16 protein-coding genes (1 of these 16 running past the window's edge) are annotated in these 18,565 nt (G+C 57.8%); 10 read left to right on the top strand and 6 right to left on the bottom strand.

Annotated features, from left to right (window positions below):
* The 3 genes from CYB_RS09290 to CYB_RS09280 all read right to left on the bottom strand — a co-directional run.
* On the bottom strand, positions 1-782 hold the 5' portion of the coding sequence (locus CYB_RS09290; protein WP_071818167.1) for a hypothetical protein. 22 nt of this gene lie to the left of the window's left edge; the window shows 782 of its 804 coding nt (coding positions 1-782); its start codon is at positions 780-782; its stop codon lies beyond the left edge, outside the window.
* Positions 783-1,045: 263 nt separating this feature from the next.
* Positions 1,046-1,588, bottom strand: coding sequence for a transcriptional regulator NrdR (gene nrdR, locus CYB_RS09285; protein ID WP_011433544.1), 543 nt, complete (start codon positions 1,586-1,588; stop codon positions 1,046-1,048).
* Positions 1,589-1,663: 75 nt separating this feature from the next.
* Positions 1,664-3,241 carry a cryptochrome/photolyase family protein gene (locus CYB_RS09280; RefSeq protein WP_011433543.1) on the bottom strand — a complete coding sequence of 526 codons (1,578 nt, stop codon included), beginning with the start codon at positions 3,239-3,241 and terminating at the stop codon, positions 1,664-1,666.
* 136 nt (positions 3,242-3,377) lie between these two features.
* On the opposite strand from CYB_RS09280, the gene CYB_RS14905 reads away from it, so the two are divergent.
* Complete coding sequence (locus CYB_RS14905) at positions 3,378-5,831, top strand: hypothetical protein (protein WP_011433542.1); 2,454 nt, start codon at positions 3,378-3,380, stop codon at positions 5,829-5,831.
* Here CYB_RS14905 and CYB_RS14385 read toward each other — a convergent pair.
* Complete coding sequence (locus CYB_RS14385) at positions 5,713-6,741, bottom strand: LysR family transcriptional regulator (RefSeq protein WP_011433541.1); 1,029 nt, start codon at positions 6,739-6,741, stop codon at positions 5,713-5,715. The two genes, CYB_RS14905 and CYB_RS14385, sit on opposite strands and share 119 nt — an antisense overlap.
* 403 nt (positions 6,742-7,144) lie before the next feature.
* Here CYB_RS14385 and CYB_RS09270 point away from each other — a divergent pair, with 403 nt between their 5' ends.
* Entirely contained in the window at positions 7,145-8,866 is a 1,722-nt protein-coding gene (locus CYB_RS09270) for a hypothetical protein (RefSeq protein WP_011433540.1), read from the top strand.
* Between the two features lie 37 nt (positions 8,867-8,903).
* Positions 8,904-9,269: a hypothetical protein gene (locus CYB_RS09265; RefSeq protein WP_011433539.1), complete on the top strand. Its 366-nt coding sequence runs from the start codon at positions 8,904-8,906 to the stop codon at positions 9,267-9,269.
* A 283-nt stretch (positions 9,270-9,552) separates the two neighbouring features.
* Here CYB_RS09265 and argS read toward each other — a convergent pair whose 3' ends face one another.
* Positions 9,553-11,349, bottom strand: coding sequence for an arginine--tRNA ligase (argS, locus tag CYB_RS09260; protein ID WP_011433538.1), 1,797 nt, complete (start codon positions 11,347-11,349; stop codon positions 9,553-9,555).
* 320 nt (positions 11,350-11,669) lie between these two features.
* Here argS and CYB_RS09255 point away from each other — a divergent pair, with 320 nt between their 5' ends.
* From CYB_RS09255 to CYB_RS09245, 3 genes are all read left to right on the top strand, one after another.
* The gene (locus tag CYB_RS09255) at positions 11,670-12,752 is read left to right on the top strand and encodes an ABC transporter substrate-binding protein (protein ID WP_011433537.1); all 1,083 of its coding nucleotides are present in this window, start codon (positions 11,670-11,672) and stop codon (positions 12,750-12,752) included.
* A gap of 421 nt (positions 12,753-13,173) precedes the next feature.
* The gene (locus tag CYB_RS09250) at positions 13,174-13,998 is read left to right on the top strand and encodes an electron transfer flavoprotein subunit beta/FixA family protein (RefSeq protein ID WP_011433536.1); all 825 of its coding nucleotides are present in this window, start codon (positions 13,174-13,176) and stop codon (positions 13,996-13,998) included.
* Positions 13,999-14,170: 172 nt separating this feature from the next.
* Positions 14,171-15,289 (top strand): electron transfer flavoprotein subunit alpha/FixB family protein, encoded by a 1,119-nt coding sequence (locus CYB_RS09245; protein WP_011433535.1) that lies wholly within the window; start codon positions 14,171-14,173, stop codon positions 15,287-15,289.
* Positions 15,290-15,311: 22 nt separating this feature from the next.
* Here CYB_RS09245 and CYB_RS09240 read toward each other — a convergent pair whose 3' ends face one another.
* On the bottom strand, positions 15,312-15,596 hold the full coding sequence (locus CYB_RS09240) for a YggT family protein (protein WP_011433534.1): 285 nt from the start codon (positions 15,594-15,596) through the stop codon (positions 15,312-15,314).
* A 233-nt stretch (positions 15,597-15,829) separates the two neighbouring features.
* Here CYB_RS09240 and CYB_RS09235 point away from each other — a divergent pair, with 233 nt between their 5' ends.
* The 4 genes from CYB_RS09235 to CYB_RS09220 all read left to right on the top strand — a co-directional run bounded on the left by CYB_RS09235 (position 15,830) and on the right by CYB_RS09220 (position 18,534).
* The gene (locus CYB_RS09235) at positions 15,830-16,972 is read left to right on the top strand and encodes a response regulator (protein WP_011433533.1); all 1,143 of its coding nucleotides are present in this window, start codon (positions 15,830-15,832) and stop codon (positions 16,970-16,972) included.
* Between the two features lie 188 nt (positions 16,973-17,160).
* Positions 17,161-17,538 carry a response regulator gene (locus tag CYB_RS09230; RefSeq protein WP_011433532.1) on the top strand — a complete coding sequence of 126 codons (378 nt, stop codon included), beginning with the start codon at positions 17,161-17,163 and terminating at the stop codon, positions 17,536-17,538.
* Entirely contained in the window at positions 17,535-17,900 is a 366-nt protein-coding gene (locus CYB_RS09225; protein WP_011433531.1) for a response regulator transcription factor, read from the top strand. The genes CYB_RS09230 and CYB_RS09225 overlap by 4 nt, the downstream gene beginning before the upstream one ends.
* A gap of 115 nt (positions 17,901-18,015) precedes the next feature.
* Positions 18,016-18,534 (top strand): CheW domain-containing protein, encoded by a 519-nt coding sequence (locus CYB_RS09220; RefSeq protein WP_011433530.1) that lies wholly within the window; start codon positions 18,016-18,018, stop codon positions 18,532-18,534.
* The last annotated feature ends 31 nt before the right edge of the window (positions 18,535-18,565 follow it).

Below are 18,565 nucleotides of genomic sequence, written 5' to 3'. Positions count from 1 at the left end.
GGGTTGTTGCGCAAAAACGGCTGTACGGCTACAAATCCCAACCCAAACGATCCAATGACTAAGACGACTGCAGCGGCCATCCAAAGTACGGCAGAGCCCTGGGATCCGTGATGTTGCTCCCGTACCCGCTGATAAATGCCGGTGGAATAGGCTGAGGAGTCTGCCTCGCCGAGATAGGGATCCGGGCCGCCCCTATCCTGCATCAACTCGTCCAGGGAAGGAACCTGGTAGCCAGTGCGGGGGTAGGGCTCGGCAGAGGTGTGGGTGGAAGGGTGGCGAAGGGAATCAAAGGAGGACGGGGCAAAGCCGTTGGATGAGAAGGAGGGGGTCTCGTTGCGGGCCTGTCGGCGCTTGAGGCGATTCAAAAAATCGTAGCTGGGAGGGGCTTCCGGTTGGCCGGGATTGGCAGTCGGGCTGTTCTGTTGGAAAGAGGCTTCAGAAGCTGCAGCAACTTGGGCAGCCTGGCCATTTGCGTCAGCAAGCCGTAGGCTGATTTGCTGCAGGCGCTTCAGGGTGTGGCCCAATTGCCCCTGGAACTCTCGGGTGATGGCAGCGAGCTCTCCAGACAACTGCTGATGCAGAGCGCGCAGGTGCTGGTTTTCCGAGGAAAGCAGGCTTACCTGCTGACGGGCAGACTCCAACTCTTCGGCCACTTGTTGATACACCTGAATCGGCACCACCCCTGGCCCCGTCTCCATTGCGGCAGGGGAGCGAAAGCCACTGGGGTTACCGTTGCTGTTGCGAGCGCCAGAGGGGCTAGAACCCCGAAAACCGTATTGCATAGATTGGGATCGACTCGGAAGGACAGGGGGCTGGGACAGCTTGACACAGAGGGATCCAAGATATCAGGGATCTCCAAGGATAGTGCTGAACACCGTCAATCTAAAGGCGTGCAGCTCTAGCGTTAGTGTAAGCCGCAATTACTACCCCAAGCATACCGCTAAGCCTTTGGAATGGGCGATCTCTTCACAGCAATTTTTCCCGCCCACAAGCGCCATTTCCCCGCTGCTTCCAGGGAGGGCCGGCTTGCGCTGTCGTTCCCACGTCACGAATACTCTCCCACCAAGTCCGGGGAGCCTGAAGATTCGGAATCTGAGGCAGAGGAGTCCTGCAGCAGCCGCTCCAGATCCCGTCGCAGAGGTGGTTCCAACTGTTCCAGCTCATTGACAAAGTCTTTTATACCCTGAAACTGGCGATAAACGGAGGCAAAGCGCACGTAGGCCACCTCGCTTAGGTGTTGCAGGCGCTCCAGCACCATCTCGCCGATGCGCAGGCTGGTTACCTCTTGGGCATCTTCCAATTGCAGTTTTTCTTCGATCTCATTGACCAGCTCTTCCATCTGTCTGACGGTGACGGGGGTTTTTTGGCAGGCACGCATCACCCCTTGCAGGATCTTGTTGCGGTTGAAACTTTCGCGGGATCCATCCCGTTTAATGACCATGATGGGCATGAACTCGATGCGCTCATAGGTGGTGAAGCGGTAGCCACAGGACATGCATTCTCGCCGCCGCCGCACACTCTGGCCACCTTCTGCCGAACGAGATTCCAAAACTCGGATTTCTTGTTTGCTGCAGCGGGGACATTTCATGGCTTGCAGTCCTTACAAAGCGACAGGTGGGTAGGAGGGTGCCTCAATTTTACCGGATGCTTAATCTTCTGGTGCTTAGACAGATTGCAAATGAGATGGACTCTGTTCGTCGAGTGCAGATTGCAAGGGATCCCACCAAGCAGCGGCTTGCGCCTGGATCTGGGCCTTTAGCTCCGGTTCCATGCGATCCAAATGGATCAATACCCATTTCATTCTGCCCAAGGGGGCTAAGAGGGATCGCTGACGCAACAGGAAGTCCCAATACAACGTATTGATGGGGCAGGCTTGTTTGCCAACCTTTTCGCTGGGATTGTAGCGGCAATGGCGGCAGTAGTCACTCATTTTGCGGATGTACTGAGCAGAGGCGGCATAGGGTTTGGTGGAGAGCATGCCCCCATCGGCAAAAAGGCCCATGCCGATGACGTTGGGCTGCATCACCCAGTCGTAGCTGTCGATAAACACATCCTGAAACCACGCTTCTACTGCCTGGGGCTGAATGCCACTGATGAGGGCGAAATTGCTGAGCACCATTAGCCGCTGGATGTGGTGGGCATAACCATGACGGCGAATTTGATCCAGGGTGTGCTGCAGACAGGCCATGTCGGTTTTGCCCGTCCAAAAAAACTCTGGCAGGGGTCGCTGGTGGCCAAAAAAGTTGTTCTGGGCATAGCCGTTGGGCATCTGGTATTCGTAGAAGCCGCGCATGTACTCCCGCCAGCCCAGGATCTGGCGGATGAAGCCTTCGGCGGAGGGCAGGGGGATCCCGCCGCGATGGTAGGCTTGTTCGACGGCAGCGATGACTTCGTGGGGGGTGAGCAGGCCCAAGTTGAGGTAGGGAGAAAGCAGCGAGTGGAAAAGGAAGTCTTCCCCGGCTTGCATGGCGTCTTGCCAGGGGCCGAAGTGGGGCAAGCGCTCGTGAATGAAATGATCAAGCACTTGCAGGGCTTGGGCGCGGGTGACGGCCCAGCCAAATCCTTCTAAGGATCCGAAGTGATGGCCGTAGTGTTGCCTAACTTTTGCGATGACAGCCTGGGTAATGGCATCGGGGGAAAAGGTGAGGGGCCGAGGATAGCGCATTCCCGGTTTGGGAGGATGGCGGTTCTCCCGGTCGTAGTTCCAGCGCCCGCCCAGGGGCTTGGGGCCATCCATGAGAATGCGGAAGCGTCTTCGCCCTTCGCGGTAAAAGTCTTCCAGAAGCAGGCGCTTGCGGCCTGAGGCCCACTCGATAAATTGATCAGCTGTCCAGAGGAAGTGGTTGTTTTCCAAGATCAGGAGGGGGCAAGGGAGGGTGGATCTCAGCTTTTCTATTTCATCTCGGACGGGAATATCGGCGGGCTGCATGAGGCGGATCTGCTGCAGTTGATGTTGCTTGGCCCAGGTTTGCAGGGGCTCGGCATAGCTGTCGGCTTCCACGTAGGTGACCGGGTAGCCCCGCTGTTGCAGTTCTTGGGCAAAGTGACGCATGGCCGACCAGACCAGCACCAGTTTCTGCTGGTGGTGGTTGCGGGAGCTGGCCCACCGGTGAGATTCGATGAGAATGACGGGAACTCGGTCTGGGGATAGGGTCGAGAGGGAAGCGAGGGCGGATTGCTGGGGGTGGAGTTGATCCGCAAGGATCCAAACCCCTTCTGGGCCGACAGATGGAGCGATCATGGGATGCTGAAGCTCTCGGTCTGTGGGAGGAGCGCTGAGAATGACACAGGTTGAGTTTAGCTCTGGGGGGCAAGGCCAGGTGGCAGTTGCAAGGGATCCCAATGTCTGCTGAATCTCTGCGGATTGTTTTCAAAGCATGAACGGTACAGACGAGGAGAGAGAGACATTGCCGGAGAGACCCCACAGGCCGGGGATCCCTTTCCTGCGGTGGTGGGCCGGGCTGGGGATGGTGGCCCTGCTGCTGCTGGTGATCTGGAATTGGACGGATCCCTTGCCGCCAGCCTGGGATGAGGCGCAGCATTTGTTGCAGGCGCAGGCGTTTGGGCTTCACCTGCAGCGGTTTCGCTGGGATGGGCTGTGGGGGCAGCAGTTTTTGCATTTGAACCAGCGCTACCCCCCTTTGGCCTATTGGCTGGGGATCCCCTTGGCAGTTCTACATCCGTTCAGCCGGGCGGACGGGCAGTTGCTCAACTTGGGGTTGCTGGGGGTGCTGGTTCTGGCAACGCAGCGGCTGGGACAGCGGGTCTATCGCTCCTGGGAAGTGGGCTGGCTGGCGGCGGCGTTGGTGCTCCTCTATCCGGGGATCACGGCTTTGGCCCACGTGTACATGTTGGAGTTGCCGCTGGTGGTGGCGGTGACGCTGGCGTTTTGGGCGCTGTGGGCCTATGGGGAGAAGCCTTCCTGGTGGGGGGCGGTGGGGGTGGGGGCGGGGGTGGCGGCGGTGCTGCTTACCAAGTGGACAGGGGTGCTGTTTTTGCTGCTGCCTTTGGTGGGAGTTGCAGGTCAGGCCCTCTGGCGCTCTGGGAAAGCGGTGGGGTGGTGGAAAGGGATCCCTTGGCCGGCGCGGCTGGCCCACTTGGCCTTGGGGATGGGTGTGATGCTGCTTTTGTGCTGGCCCTGGTATGGGGCCAATTGGCTGTTTGTGCTCAGCAATGGCTGGGCTTACGCCGAGACTGCCCACTACTACATCACTTGCCCAGCGGGATCCCTGTGCTGGTGGACTGCCTACTTGCGCCTTTTGCCCCTGCAGATGAGCCCTTTTTTGTGGGGGTTGCCGCTGCTGAGCGGGTGGGGATCCCTGGACAGGCGAGAGGCAGTCTTGTGGGCCACCTACGGTTCGGGCTACCTTCTCTACACCCTGGTGGACATCAAAGATGTGCGCTTCACCCTACCCCTGCTGCCTCTCTTGGCCGTGTTATCAGCAGGCGGGATCCAAAAGGCTTGCCGGTGGTTGGAGGAACGCTGGGGTGCGTGGGCTTTGCAAAGGGGAGTCTGTGCAGGGCTAGTTCTGGGCTGCTTGGCCTTGGCCAATTTGGGTCGGCCCCTCACCCCAGGGGTGGCCCCTCTGTGGACGGGGATCCAAATGCATTGGCAGGGGCAGCACCCCACACAGGAGCTGACGCAGTGGATCCAATCCTTGATCCAGCCAGGCTTGACCACCACGTTGGGAGTTCTCCCCAATACAGAGCTGATCTCTTCCGAAACCCTCACCTACTTGGCGGCTCTCCAGCGCTGGCCGGTCACGTTCCGCGCTGCCGGGCAAACCCCCTGGCCGGAGTTGGAGCTCTCCTTGCTGGATGGGTTTGTGGATGCGGAAGGGGAACAGGGGATTATCGGCCCCTATGGCCCGACTAAGGAGCAGATCCGGCAGCACCTGCGCAGCAGCCCAGACTGGCGACAAGATCCGGCGGTGGAGTTGCCTACGGTGGGTCGGCCGCACACTTACTTCCCTCGCTTTTCAAAGGTGACGGTACAGGAGTGGCCTCTTGAAGCTGAGGAGGTGGAGCTGGTGGAGGTTGAGGCGCTGTTGGAGCTGGGGATCCCGGCCTGGAAGTTGCGCTGGCAAGGCCCAGCTCAGAACTTGGCCCAGACGCTGGTCTGGGCGCGGCTGGAAGATGGGCAAGGACGGGTTTTGGAGAAGCGGGCCTGGGTGCTGGGGCAGAATCGCCTGCAGCTCAACTCAACAGGCGGCTGGCTGGTGGAAGAGATCTTGACGCTGCCCACAACCGACTTCCCAAGAGGTGGCCTTCTCCACCTGGAATGGCAGTCGCCCAAAGGGATCCGCCATTCCCTACACCAATCCTGGAGAGGATCCCTGTCGAGCTTCCCGAAGGAGGGATCCCCCCTTGTAACGGATCCCTTGTTTCCTCTCCGCGAGGCGGCCAGAGCTGCTGCCGCTGGGGATCTGCAGGCCCTCTCCCTTTATCTCAATGCCTGGACAACCCTGCAATACCCGACTTTTTTGACGGATCCAGATCGCATCCTGGTACGGCAACTGCTGGAGGGGGAACGGCAACAGGCTGCTGCCCAAGGCCAACCGAGCCAGCAAATCCAAAGCCACTACCAACTGGGCTTGATGTTGGCGGCGCTGTTACAACCAGAAGCAGCTCAGTTGCATTTTCAACAGATCGTCGAGCTGGATCCGGAAGACGAGTGGGCGCGGGCTTACCTGGGGTTTTTGCGAGTATTGTTCACTCACGACTTTGAGGGGATCCGGGGGTTGCGACAAGAGCTCTCGGCTGTGCTTCAGCCTCTTTGCCAGAAAACAGTTCAGGATTGGGACTTGAATTGGATTTGTGCTGCTCTTTAGCCACAAAGTCCAGCTCCATTTGAGAAACCTGGGAAAGAAGAAAGTCGGCAAAAGCTTTGGCCACCACCGAAAGACGTTTAGAGCGCAAATAGACCAAATGCCAGAACCCCCGAATGGGAAACTCTTCCACATCCAAAATAGCCAGATGATGCTGCCACCCCCCCAAGGCCAACACATGCTGAGACAAAACCGAAATGCCCAATCCACCCACAATGCCCTGGCGAATGGCTTCGCTGCTGCCTATCTCCATGCGGATGTTGAGTTTCAGGTTATGCTTGTCGAAGAGCCGCTCTACAGCCATGCGGGTGCCGGAGCCGGGTTCACGGGCTAAAAAAGGTTCTTGGGCAATGCGCGCCAGAGGGATCCCCTTTTGGCCCACCAGGGGATGATGAATAGAGGCCATCACCACCAAAGGATTTTCCAGAAAAGGTTGTGCCACCACGTCCAGATCTTCTGGCGGCATCCCCATCACGTAGAGATCGTCCATGTTGTTGCTCATCCGCTCCAAAACCTGCTGGCGGTTGAGCACCTTAAGAGCTACGTCAATGCCGGGATACTGCTGACAAAATGGCCCCAGAAGACGGGGAATAAAGTATTTGGCAGTGGTGACCACTCCAATGCTCAGCCGTCCCTGCTTTAACCCCTTCAGGTCGGCAAGGGTCATCTCAAATTGATTCAATTGTTCAAAAATCTTCTCGCAGGTTTGGTGTAAAGCTTGCCCCGCTTCGGTGAGATACAGCCGCTTGCCCACCTGTTCAAACAGCGGCAACCCTACAGCTTTGCTCAATTGCTTGATCTGCATGGAAATCGTGGGCTGGGTCAGGTAGAGCTCTTCGGCAGCGCGGGTAAAGCTCAAGTGACGAGCGGCAACCTCGAAGATTTGCAGTTGGTGCAAGGTAATGGCCTTCATGGACATCAAGAAAAGCTAAAGGTTTACTACTAAATCATAAGCGCTAATCTATGCCTTTTGGCGAGATCCCTAGGAGAACCTGGCTAACGGTCACAGTGGCGGAAGAGGCAAAACCGAAGAGCAAACCCCTGCCACTGGGATCGGAGGTCTAGTCATTCTAAACAGGAATGAAACATTTCTGTTGCACTACTCCCCAACTCCCCTCTCCCCGATGGAGAGGGATTAGAGGTGGCTGTAGAAGCGGCGCAGAGCGCTGAGAAGGTGTCTCAATCTAGATTGAAATAACTATAGAGATTGGCCAAGGGATTGCGCCGGTGTGGGCACGGGCGGCTGTTTTTTTTCAATAGCCGCTCTCTGGGCAGGAGAAGAGTACGATCGGGGCCATTCTCGGTGGAGGTTGAGGGTGCTGAGACTGCCGAAAAACCAAGGGATCCGCTGGCTTGCGGGTGTGCTGGGCGCGCTGATGTTGCTGGGATCCGGAATCACGGCCCAGGCTCAGTTCTTGTGGCCCGGCCATTCCCTTTTCCCCAGCTCTGGTTCCGTAGACAGTACGGAACAGAGGGGATCCCACTTGGCTGCTCGGCTCGACGCCTACTGCCGACAGCCGCCCGAGGAGGTAGCGCGCAAGGCTCAACTGCGCCAGCAGGCTGCCCAGTCGAATGCTGCTTGGGCCGAGTACACCCAAGTTTTGGCCGAACATGGCGCTGCCTTGATCGCCTGCCGCAGCCAACGCTGGCCCCAGATCCAGGCCATTTGGGTACGTCTGCACCCTTGTGATGCCAATCCGGGCGTGTTGGATCAGGTATTCGACCAAGTGGTAAACCTGGGCTACAACCGCGTCTTTATCGAGACCTTTTACGATGGTCGCTCCATTTTGCCGGATGGCGCAGGAGGGATCTGGCCCAGCTTACAGCCCAACGCCGACTTGTTGGATCTGGCTCTGAAGGCGGCGCGACGCCGCGGTTTGTCTGCTTATGCTTGGGTGTTTTCCCTCAATTTCGGTTACAGCTACGGACAACGGCCCGATCGACAGGTGGCCCTGGCCCGCAACGGTCGTGGCATAACCACTGTTCTGGATCCGGCAACAGCCCTTGGGGAAGATTTGGGCAGCCCGGATGAGGTGTTTGTGGATCCCTTTCATCCCTTGGCACGGCGGGATTTTGCCGAGTTGGTCCGCCGCATCCTACAGCGACAGCCGGATGGGATCCTTTTCGACTACATTCGCTATCCGCGTGGCTCAGGGGGATCCAGCGTGGCAGCCACCGTCCGAGACTTGTGGATTCATGGAGAGGCCGCCCGGAAAGCCTACCTCAATTTGGCAGAAAACCCGGCGGGTCGGGCATTGCTGGAGCGCTACCTAAGCCAGGGCTACATTGCAGTGGCAGATGTTCTCCATCTGGATGCCACCTATGCCGAAGAGCCCAGGTGGCGGCAGCCAGGGGATCCCTGGCCCAGCCCGACCGAGAAATGGGCGCTTTCCCCAGAGTTACTGGACTGGGCTGCCCAAGACATGGCCAGCAGGAATTGGCAGGGGGATCAGCTTTCCTCTGCAAAAGATTTACCAGAGAGTCTGGAGAAACCGGCGGATTCCAGTTCTGAGGCAGCAGCACCAACTCCTGCCCCTTCCCCCACCCCCAGCGCCGCCGTTCGCCAAGAACGTTGGCAGCAGCAGCTTTGGCAGCTGAGCGTCGAGTTTGCCCGCTACGGCGTTCTCGATTATCTACAGCAGGCCGCCCAACCCGCCCAGAGGCTGGGGATCCCGGTGGGGGCTGTCTTCTTCCCAGAAGGCAACCAAGCAGTAGGAGAAGGGTTTGACGCTCGTCTGCAACCCTGGGACCGCTTTGATCCGGGTATGGAATGGCACCCAATGGCCTATGCCAAGTGCGAGGATAGCTCCTGTGTGGCGCAGCAGGTGGAGCAGGTCCTGGCTGTGGCCTCTCCCCAAACCTTTGTCTGCCCGGCCATTGCCGGTCTATGGGGACAAGCCCAGCGGCAACGCCCCAGCCTGGAAACCCAAACAGCAGAGCTGGCCCGCCGCTTCCCGCAGTTGCCCTGTGTGAGTCACTTCGCCCTCTCCTGGATCGAGCCGGAGCTGGAGCGCAGCCGTCGCACCTGTCAACTCTAACGCCCATCCCAATCTGAAAGTTAGGAATTCTGAACTTATGAGCCCTGAGCAATTTGATCTGATTAACCGCCTGTTTCAACTGACCTTTCAGATCGGGGATCGCTTGGGCTGTGAATCCTCAGATCCTGCTCAATTGTTGCTGACCAACCGGCCCAGCCTGGAATCCAGTTGCACATTCTTTCCTTCCGATTTCACCTACGAAGCCTTGGATCCCCAAGTGTGGGCCGACTACATGGCGGAAGTTCCGGCCTTAGCGCAGATGGCGAATATTTTGCAACCTTATCCTTTCACCTGTGGCATTTATCGCCAAGACGAGGTTTCGTGGTGGATTTGCGCCTTTTGGGCAGCCCAAGAGGACTTGGGAACCAACTTGCTCTTGCGCGCCCACAGAGTCGAAACTTAGGCGCTTGAGCCCTATCTCCTCTCCCTCATCGAGACGGGGATCGGCGTTACCGGAATCAAAGGGGCTGATAGCAGTCGTGGTTTTTATTACCATCTATTTCAACTGATCGCGCTAGCGGGCCAGAGGCCTTAGCAGGAAGCAACCGGTCGTTTGTTTCACCTTGACGGTGAGATAAATGACTATGCGTTGTGGAACGGTTTATTGCAATTGACCTACTCGCGACCGCTATAGCTGGCTTCCGCCCAGAGCGTGAGCTGGGGGCCTTACGGCACTCCTTCGTAAATCACATAGACTCCGGCGCGCTCAGGCCGAGAATGCCGGTGAGGACGTTAAACAAAACCTGCTGCGTGGCCTGCACCAATTGGATGCGGGCTTGGGCCAAAAGGGGATCCTCTTTCAAGAGCGGCAAAATACGGCAGTTGTCGTAAAACTTGTTGAAATCGGCGGCGATGGCTTCTGCATAGCGGATGATCTTGTGGGGAGCGCGCTCTTCGGCAGCGGCGATCAGCTCATCCGGCAAGGCCAACAAGCGCAGCAGCAGGGCCCGCTCTTCTGGCTCTTTGTAGGGCAGTTTTTGTTGCTCCGTCAAAGGGACTTTGTTGGTCAGTTCAACCTTTTCTTCTTCCTGTAGCCGCCGCAGCAGAGTGCAACAGCGGGCATGGCTGTAGTGAACATACACGACTGGGTTATCGAAAGTTTGCTTGACGGCCAAATCCAAATCGAAGTTGATGGGGCTGTCCATGCTGCTGCTAAGCAAAAACCAGCGGGCTGCATCGACCCCCACGCCAATTTCTGGATCTTCGATCAGGTCATTGAGTGAGACAAAGTTGCCGGTGCGCTTGGACATGCGCACTTCGGTTTTCTCACCGGTTTGCGGGTCGGTTTTGAACAATTTGACAAATTGTCCAATCAAGATTTCCAGCTTGACATCTGGGCTGAAGGCACCCACCGCCGCCTTTAAGCGGCCGATATAGCCATGGTGATCCGAGCCAAGAATGTTGATCAGCCGGTGATATCCCCGCTGCACTTTATCCCGATGGTAGGCAATATCGGCGGCTAGATAAGTGAACGAACCATCGGCCTTTTGCACCACCCGATCCTTGTCGTCGCCAAATTCTTGGGTTTTGAAATAGACGGCCTCTTCGGCCCCTGGCTTGGGATCCTCACCCCGCGGCGCTTTGGCTTTGTAGAGAAAGCCGCGCTCTTGCAGCTCCTGCAAAGCTTGCTGGATGGCGCTCAGGCCTGTCTGGGGATCGGGGGTGTGCAGGCGGCGCTCGCTAAACCAGTGATCAAACTCGGTGCGTAGTTGTTGCAGGGTCTGCTTTTGCCAGGCCAGCATTTCCCCATAGGCAAAATCGGTGTACTCCTCTAGGGTGGTGGGCAGAGGGCGGATCCCGGCCTTGACCTGACCCAACAGCCGCCGGGCAATATCGACCAAGTAACTGCCATGGTAGGCATCTTCGGGCAGAGCCACCTCTTCCCCCTGCAGTTGCCGCACCCGCACCTCCAGAGACTGGCCCAAGAGCCGCATCTGGTTGCCGGCATCGTTGATGTAAAACTCCCGCTCCACCTGGTGGCCCGTCCAGTGCAGCAAGTTGGCCAACGTAGAGCCAACGGCAGCCCAGCGCCCATGGCCGACGTGCAAAGGCCCCGTCGGGTTGGCGGAGACAAACTCCAGCAGAATGCGCTCAGGATGGGGAATGGCTGTTTTGCCGAAGTTTTCTCCCAGATGCAGCAGCTCTTGCAAGCGCTTGGCCAAAAAGGGATCCCCCAGCCGGAAGTTGAGATACCCTCCTCCCGCCACCTGAGTTTCGATGTCCGGCAGATCCAAGTGTTTTTGCAGGGTTTGGGCGATCTGGGCCGGTGCTAGGCGGCAGAGCTTGGCCATGCCCAGGGGGGTGGGACAGGCGTAATCGCCGTAGCGAGGGTCGCTGGGGATCTGGATCACGGGGGCAATCGCTGTGGCTTGCTGGGGGGCCAGGGATCCCAGTTGCCCCGCCTCTGAGGCCCGTCGAATGCTCTCGGCTACGGCGGCGGTGAGAAACCGAATCAGCGAGGTGGATACGGGTTGAGTGGCCATGGCTGTTCGTGTCGGCAGACGTCGAGAGAGGTTCCAGGGATGCCTGGGGCAGTAAAAGCATCATCATATCGACAGCCAACCGGCTCTGACAAAATCTGACAAAAGAATAGATGCTCCTCCAGCCAAACTTTGCTTTTGCTCGCCTGCTTTGCGAAGATGGCTCTGACAAATTGACGGGACAGAGCTTTAGGCCAAGCTTTTGGGTACAAAGTATCACCGAATACAAAAGTTTAACTCTGCTTTGCTAAGTTGTTTGGCGGTAATGCTCGCCTTCCCGCTTGCGGATTTCTGCTGAGACAGCTGCTGTGGAGTTTACTAGTATGTCCATCCGGAAATCGTCGCGTCGTCAATTCCTTCAATCTGCTGCTGCGGCTGCCTCTTGGGTTGCCGTTGGAGGGCTAAAGGCGAGGGCTCAGAGCCGCGGGCCGCTTCTGGTTTCCCAGGGACTGACGCCCCTGAAGTTTACCCTCTCTTGGTTGCCCTCTTCGATGGATACCCCCCTTGTAACGGCGATCTTGAAGGGCTACTTCGCCGAAGAGGGGCTGGAGGTCACCTACGAGCGCGGCTATGGCTCCGCCGATTCCATCACCAAGATTGCCGCTGGCCAGTACGACCTGGGGGAAGGGGATCCCTACTCCATGATCGAGTTCAATGCCAAAAATCCGGACGTGCCCTTGGTAGCGATCTATGTCCACTTCAATCGCTCTCCCTTTGGCATCTACACCTTGAAAGATAAGGGCATTGGGGAGCCGGCCCAACTGGCGGGCAAGAAGCTAGGAGCACCGGCAGGGGATGCGCCGCGTCGGCTCTGGCCGGTCTTTGCCAAGCAAGTCGGCATCGATCCGGGGTCGGTGGAGTGGGTAACTATGGAGCCACAGTTGCGCGAACCTTTCCTCATCCAAGGTCGGGTGGATGCAATCAGCGGCTTTATGACCTCGGCCATGCCCAATCTGGTGCGGGGCGGGGTCAGCTTGGAGGACATCACGGCTTTCCTTTACAACGACTATGGCCTTGAGCTGTACGGCAATGCGCTCATCACTCGTGTGCAATTGCTGCAGGAAAAACCGGAGCAGCTCAAAGCTTTTTTGCGGGCGTATGTTAAGGGTTGGCAAGACACCATCCGCGACACCGATGGCAACATGTTGGCCCTTCTGGACAAAGCCAAAGCCGAGGGGCAGGTGCTGGATATGGCAACTGAGAAATTGCGCCTCGCCCTGGCCATGCCGCGCCTGTTTGTTACCGATGAGGTGCGAGAAATTGGCTTGGGGGATGTGGTGCCCGCGCGTATGGAAACCTCAATTGCTCAGGTGGTGGATGGCTTTGGCTTGTCTAGCAAGCCCCCTTTGAAGAAAGTGTTTGACAACAGCCTGCTTCCCCCAAAATCCGAGCGGATGATCGGCTGATCTGGATGATCCGGTACCAACTTTGAGGCCTCTGTCTGTTGACTTTTGCAGACAGCTAGCCCTTCCTGCCAGCTGGTCAACTTTTCTCGATGACCGGTGAGAGACGTAGCTCAAAGGCCTACGGCCCGCTGTCGCGATTGGCTCTGTCATCCAAGCGAGATATTCCCAAAGCTTGTCCTGTTCACAGGAGGGAGCCCAAATTTCTCTTGAGGGGAGAACCGCAAGCGACCCAGAGCAGTGAGGAAATATCTCAAACTTTGTTTAAGGTTACTTAAACTTGGGAAACCAATGTGCTGGGAAAGGCAGCTTATGAGGGCTTAATGCCGGGGTGGCTTTTCCGATCCCGAAAAAAAGCTGAATAAGTGTGTGGCGCCCAGGGATCCCTTTTAACCTGGAGGGGATCACTAGGGAGTTTAGGCCCTTGGAAACTTTTGTTCTGATTAAGCAAGTTCCCGATCAAAACGCCAAGGCCGGCATCAACAGTGACGGCACGATCGATCGCGCCAAGGCCAAGCGGATGTTAAACCCTTTTGATCGCTATGCACTGGAAGCAGCTCTGCAAACCAAACGGCAACACGGGGCAAGGGTAACGGCAATTACAATGGGGCCACCCCCGGCCATTGAGGTGCTCTACGAGGCCATTGCCCACGGGGTGGATCGGGGTATTTTGATGACCGACCGCCGCTTGGCCGCTTCCGATACCCTAGCCACTGCCTATACTCTGGCCCAGACGGTTCGCTATGCTGGCCGGCCCGATGTGATCTTCTGCGGGCTCCAGACCACCGACGGCGATACGGCCCAGGTGGGGCCGCAGTTGGCGGAGCGGTTGGGGATCCCTCAGGTCACCTATTGCGAAGCCTTCGAGATTCGGGATGGGATCCTGGTGGCGCGGCGGGCCATCGAAGGGGGATCCCAAATCGTGATGGTGCCCCTGCCGGTTTTGATTACGGTGGCCAATTCCGCTCGGCGTTTGGCCTACCCCACTCTACGGGGTGTGCAGCGGGTGCAGCGGCTAATGCGGGATGAAATGGCACGGGCCGAGGCAATCCAGATCCTCAACTTGGACGATGTGGGGGCAGACCCGGAGCGCTGCGGTCTCAAGGGATCCCCAACCATCGTGGCTGCCACCGAAAAAGTGGGGGAAATTGGCGGCAACTGTCAGGTCTTTCAGGGACAATCCGTCCCCCAACTGGTCAACCAACTGACCCAGGCCGTTGACCTCTCCCGCTACGCCGCAACCTCCTAGATCTTTACATCTTGCGTCCCACCGGCCCCCCATCGCCCCTCAATCATCACTGTCTGATCATCGACCCCAGGCCAGCTGGCTGGAGTGAAAAGTTGACCCAGAAGGACTCTGCTGACATCGTCGCAACCCCAACCCGATTCAATCCCGATCTCAACCTAGGAGTCACAGTTTTATGGATCGCAAGCGGATAGTGGTCTTCGCCGAGCAGGTGAACGGGGAACTGCAGCCCATCGGCTTAGAGTTGTTGGGGGCCGGGCGGCGGCTGGCCGATAAGCTGGGAGCCACCTTGAGCGCTCTTGTGCTTGGATACAACATTGCCCACTTGCCCCCAATTCTGATCGGCCACGGGGCAGATCAAGTCTTCATTGCCGATCACCCCGAGTTGGCCGAATACCGCACCCTGCCCTACCGCCGGGTGATCACAGACTTGATCAAAAGCTGGCCCCAACCACCCCACACCATCCTGCTGGGATCCACCACCACCGGGCGAGATCTGGCCCCCCGCTTGGCCGCCCACCTGGAGACCGGCCTGACCGCTGACTGCACCGAGCTGGACATTGGCCCCTTCGAGTACACCAACAGCAAAGATCCCAGCAAGTCCGGCCTCTTCCCCGACTGCCTTTATGCCATCCGGCCCAGCTTCGGCGAATCTCTCAAGGCTCGCATCCTTGGCCCGTGGAAAAACCCGCAAATGGCCACGGTGCGCCCAGGGGTGATGGTGCCCCTGCCCTGGGACAGATCCCGCCAGGGGGAAGTGATCCCGGTGCCGGTCAACTTGGATCCCGGCGATCTGCGCCTGCAGATTGTGGAAACGGTGCGCAACCTGTCCCAGGCGGTAGATCTCACCCGCGCCAAGGTGATCGTTTCCGGCGGCTACGGGCTGGGATCCCCAGAGGGATTTGAGCTGTTGAAGGAGTTGGCCGCTTGTTTTCCCAACAGCGCTGTCGGCTCCTCCCGCAAGGCCGTGGATTCTGGGTGGATCCCCTATGCCCACCAGGTGGGCCAAACCGGCAAGACCGTCCGCCCCCAGCTCTACATCGCCTGCGGCATTTCTGGGGCCATTCAACATCGCGTGGGCATGGACAAATCTCAGACGATCATTGCCATCAACAAAGACAGCGCCGCTCCTATCTTCAAATTTGCCCACTACGGCATTGTCGGGGATCTCTACCAGGTGGTGCCGGAGCTGATCCGGCAACTGCGACAGAGACAGGAGGAGCTCCGAGAAGGCGCCGAGGGCCAGCCTTTCCAGAGCCTCGGCGAGCGGATCCCAATTTTGCAGAGTCGATGAGAGATGGTTGGCAAAAACGCTCTCAGTGCAGGGCCATTGTCAGCAGCCCCTGCTGCCCCAGCAACACCTCCCGCAACAGGGTAACCAGGCCCACCCAAACCACAGGGGCCATGTCCACACCTCCCAGAGGCGGGATCAGGCGACGGGTCGGGCGTAACAGAAACTCCGTCAGGCCGACCACCAGCGAGTAGGGCAACCGGGAAGTATCCAGTTGTGGATACCACGACAGAAAGATGCGCAGCACAAACAGGAGGGTGTAGAGCGCCAACAGTGGGCCAAGCACCCAAGAGGTGAGAATTGGCAGCATAGGTTACTCAAAGAACAGGTTTACTGGTGGCAGTTCTCTCCATTCTGCTCTAATTGGGAGGGTCTGCTGGAGTCCAGAGATACCTCGGGGAATGCAGGCGCTCGGCCCAAGTCAAACCCCAACTTTTTTAAACTTTAACCCTCTTCCCGAAAATGGCCTTACCGGCGGGGCAGCAACAGTTAAAGACTAGCGTCATAATGGACGTATCTTGCTGGACTGCAGGCAGGGATCCCATGCAAGGAAAACTACAAGAGATCGATATCCGCAGCATCCTTCAGCTCATCGAGCTGGGCCAGCGCACCGGTGAGCTTTTTGTAGAGGCCAGCCCCTCTGTCTACTGGTTTGTCTTCTTCCTGAATGGGCGGATTATCTACGCCTCTGAAACCGAAGGGAACATTGCCCGCCTCAGAGACTATCTGCACCGCTTCAAGCTGGAAGCCGCCCTGGAGGAAATTCAAATTCCCCACAAAGCCGCGGTCAACGCCCCCGAATACAACCGCCTCTGGTCTTTGCTGGAAAGCCACAAGCTCAACCCCAACCAAGGCAAGCAAATCCTGCTGGGCATGGTGCGGGAAGTCCTCTTCGACCTGCTTAGCCTCCACCACGGCTCCTTCATTTTTGAGGCCGGATCCCCCCTGGCCCCCCAGTTGACCACCTTCCCCGTTACCCCCCTGCTCACCGAGATCGTAGCCCAAGTGCAGGAGTGGAAAAAGCTGCACCCCTACATCCAAGCTCCCAACCAAGCTCCCACCATTGTCAACCCCCTGCCGCTCCAGCAAAACCTGCCCGCCCCCGTCTTCAAAGCCCTGAGCGAGTGGTCAGACGGCAAAACCAGCATTCGCCAGATGGGTCGCTACCTGGGTCGAGACACCCTCACAGTGGCCAAGGCCATCTATCCCTACGTCCGCCAAGGGGCCATTCAACTGTCCGAGCCCGTCTTGATCGCGGAGCCCAAGCCCAGCCGTCCCCTCAAACCCAGCGATAAGCCCAGCCACATCCTTTGCATCGACGACTCCATGGCCATCCAAAAAACCGTAGAGTTCATCCTGCAAAACGAGGGCTACCAGGTCACCACCATCGGCAATCCTCTCAAAGCCTTGGGACAGGTGTTTCTCCTCAACCCAGATATGATCCTCTGTGATGTGGCCATGCCCAAATTGGATGGGTATGAGCTGTGCGCCATGTTGCGCAAATCCAGCCAGTTTCGCGAAACCCCCATGATCATGCTGACCGGCAAGGATGGCTTCACCGATCGGATTAAGGCCCGCATGGCCGGAGCGAACGAATTTTTGAGCAAACCCTTTGCGGAAAAGGAGTTGTTGACCATTGTCGAATCCTACGTGGGCCCTCCCCCCAAACGGGGCGGTGGCGAATAGGCGTTGGGGTAGCCAAAATGTTGGCACAGAAGACTGTGGGCGGGGTACTGGACAGAAGAGTGGCCTCACCGAAACAATAGGGGTAGCATGGCTGACTTGGAGCCATGGAGCCGGGTGAGGTTAGAAGGCGAAATCTCAGTCAAAGCAGCCCGACGGTTGCGCGGGAGTGCAAAAGGAGCAAGACGGCGATGAGCAAAGTGCTGGTGGTGGATGACAGCCGTACCTACCTGGAGACCATTTCCAGCTTGCTTTCCGAGAACGGTTTGGAAGTCTCCACAGCAACAGACGGCGTAGAGGCAATGGAGTGCATTCGCCAGCAGAAGCCTGATGTGGTGGTGCTGGATATTGTCATGCCGCGCATGAACGGCTACGAGGTATGCCGGGAAGTGAAGGGGGATGAAAGTACCAAACACATTCGCATCGTCATGTGTTCCACCAAAGACCAGACCTTTGATATCGAGTGGGCCAGGCGCAACCAGGCGGATGCCTATGTAACCAAGCCCTTTAAGCCCCAAGAGCTCCTGGCGACCATCAAACATCAATTGCGGGAGATGAATCGGAAATGAGTCGCGTTTTGGTGGTGGAAGATAGCCAATCCCAGCGGGAGATGATCAGCAAGCTGCTGCAGGAAAACGGCTTCGAGGTGATGACTGTGGAAGACGGGGTGGAGGCCGTAGAGGCGGTGAAGCAAAACAAACCCGACCTGATCGTGCTGGACATCGTCATGCCGCGCATGAACGGCTATGAGGTGTGCCGTCTTCTCAAGGCCGACCCTCTCACCCAAAAAACGCCCATCGTCATGTGTTCTTCCAAGGGCGAAGAATTTGACCGCTACTGGGGGATCCGCCAGGGAGCGGATGCCTACATTGCCAAGCCTTTCCAGCCCCAGGAACTGGTGGGTACGATTAAGCAATTACTGAGAGGCTGAGAGCTGCCCCTTCTGCTTCCACGCCTTTCGGTAGGTCCTGAGAACGACTCTGCGTTTTAAGCAGGGAGGGGGGCGGGATCAACAGTCCACAAGACTATCCATGCGGGGGAGCATCATGCTGGGGGATCTGGATTTATTGATGGGGGATGAGACCCAAGAGTTGCGGGAGATGGAGGCTCCCGAAGGTGAGCTATTCCTAAAGTTCAAGATTGCCACCGGGGAGGAATTTGCGCTGCCAGCGGTATCGGTTGTGGAGGTGATGAGCATTGGCCCAGAGAAAATCACCCCCATGCCCAATGTGGCCCCAGTTTTGCTGGGCACGCTGAATTTGCGGGGCGAGATCATCTGGGTTGCAGACCTGGGGCAATTTTTGGGGATCAGCCCGCCCCTGAACATCGACCGAGCCGAGATTCCTGTGGTGGCCGTGATGGATCAACAGGATTTGCTCATGGGCTTGGCTGTGGATTTAATTGTAGGCATGGAGTGGCTGAAGACTGAATTGGTGCGGCCTGCCCTCACGGCTCCTGAGTCCATGGCTCCTTTTTTGCGAGGGGAATGGGTGGTGCCCGGAACGGGATCGCGCTTGCCATTGCTGGATCAGTCGGCCATCCTGCGATCCAATCGTTGGGGTTGACAAGCGGCCCCCTGTGAGTTCGGCGAGAGGA

Source organism: Synechococcus sp. JA-2-3B'a(2-13) (genome assembly GCF_000013225.1).
Lineage (GTDB): Bacteria > Cyanobacteriota > Cyanobacteriia > Thermostichales > Thermostichaceae > Thermostichus.
Note: the sequence above shows the minus strand (reverse complement) of the source record. Positions and strands in the feature narration are given on the sequence as shown.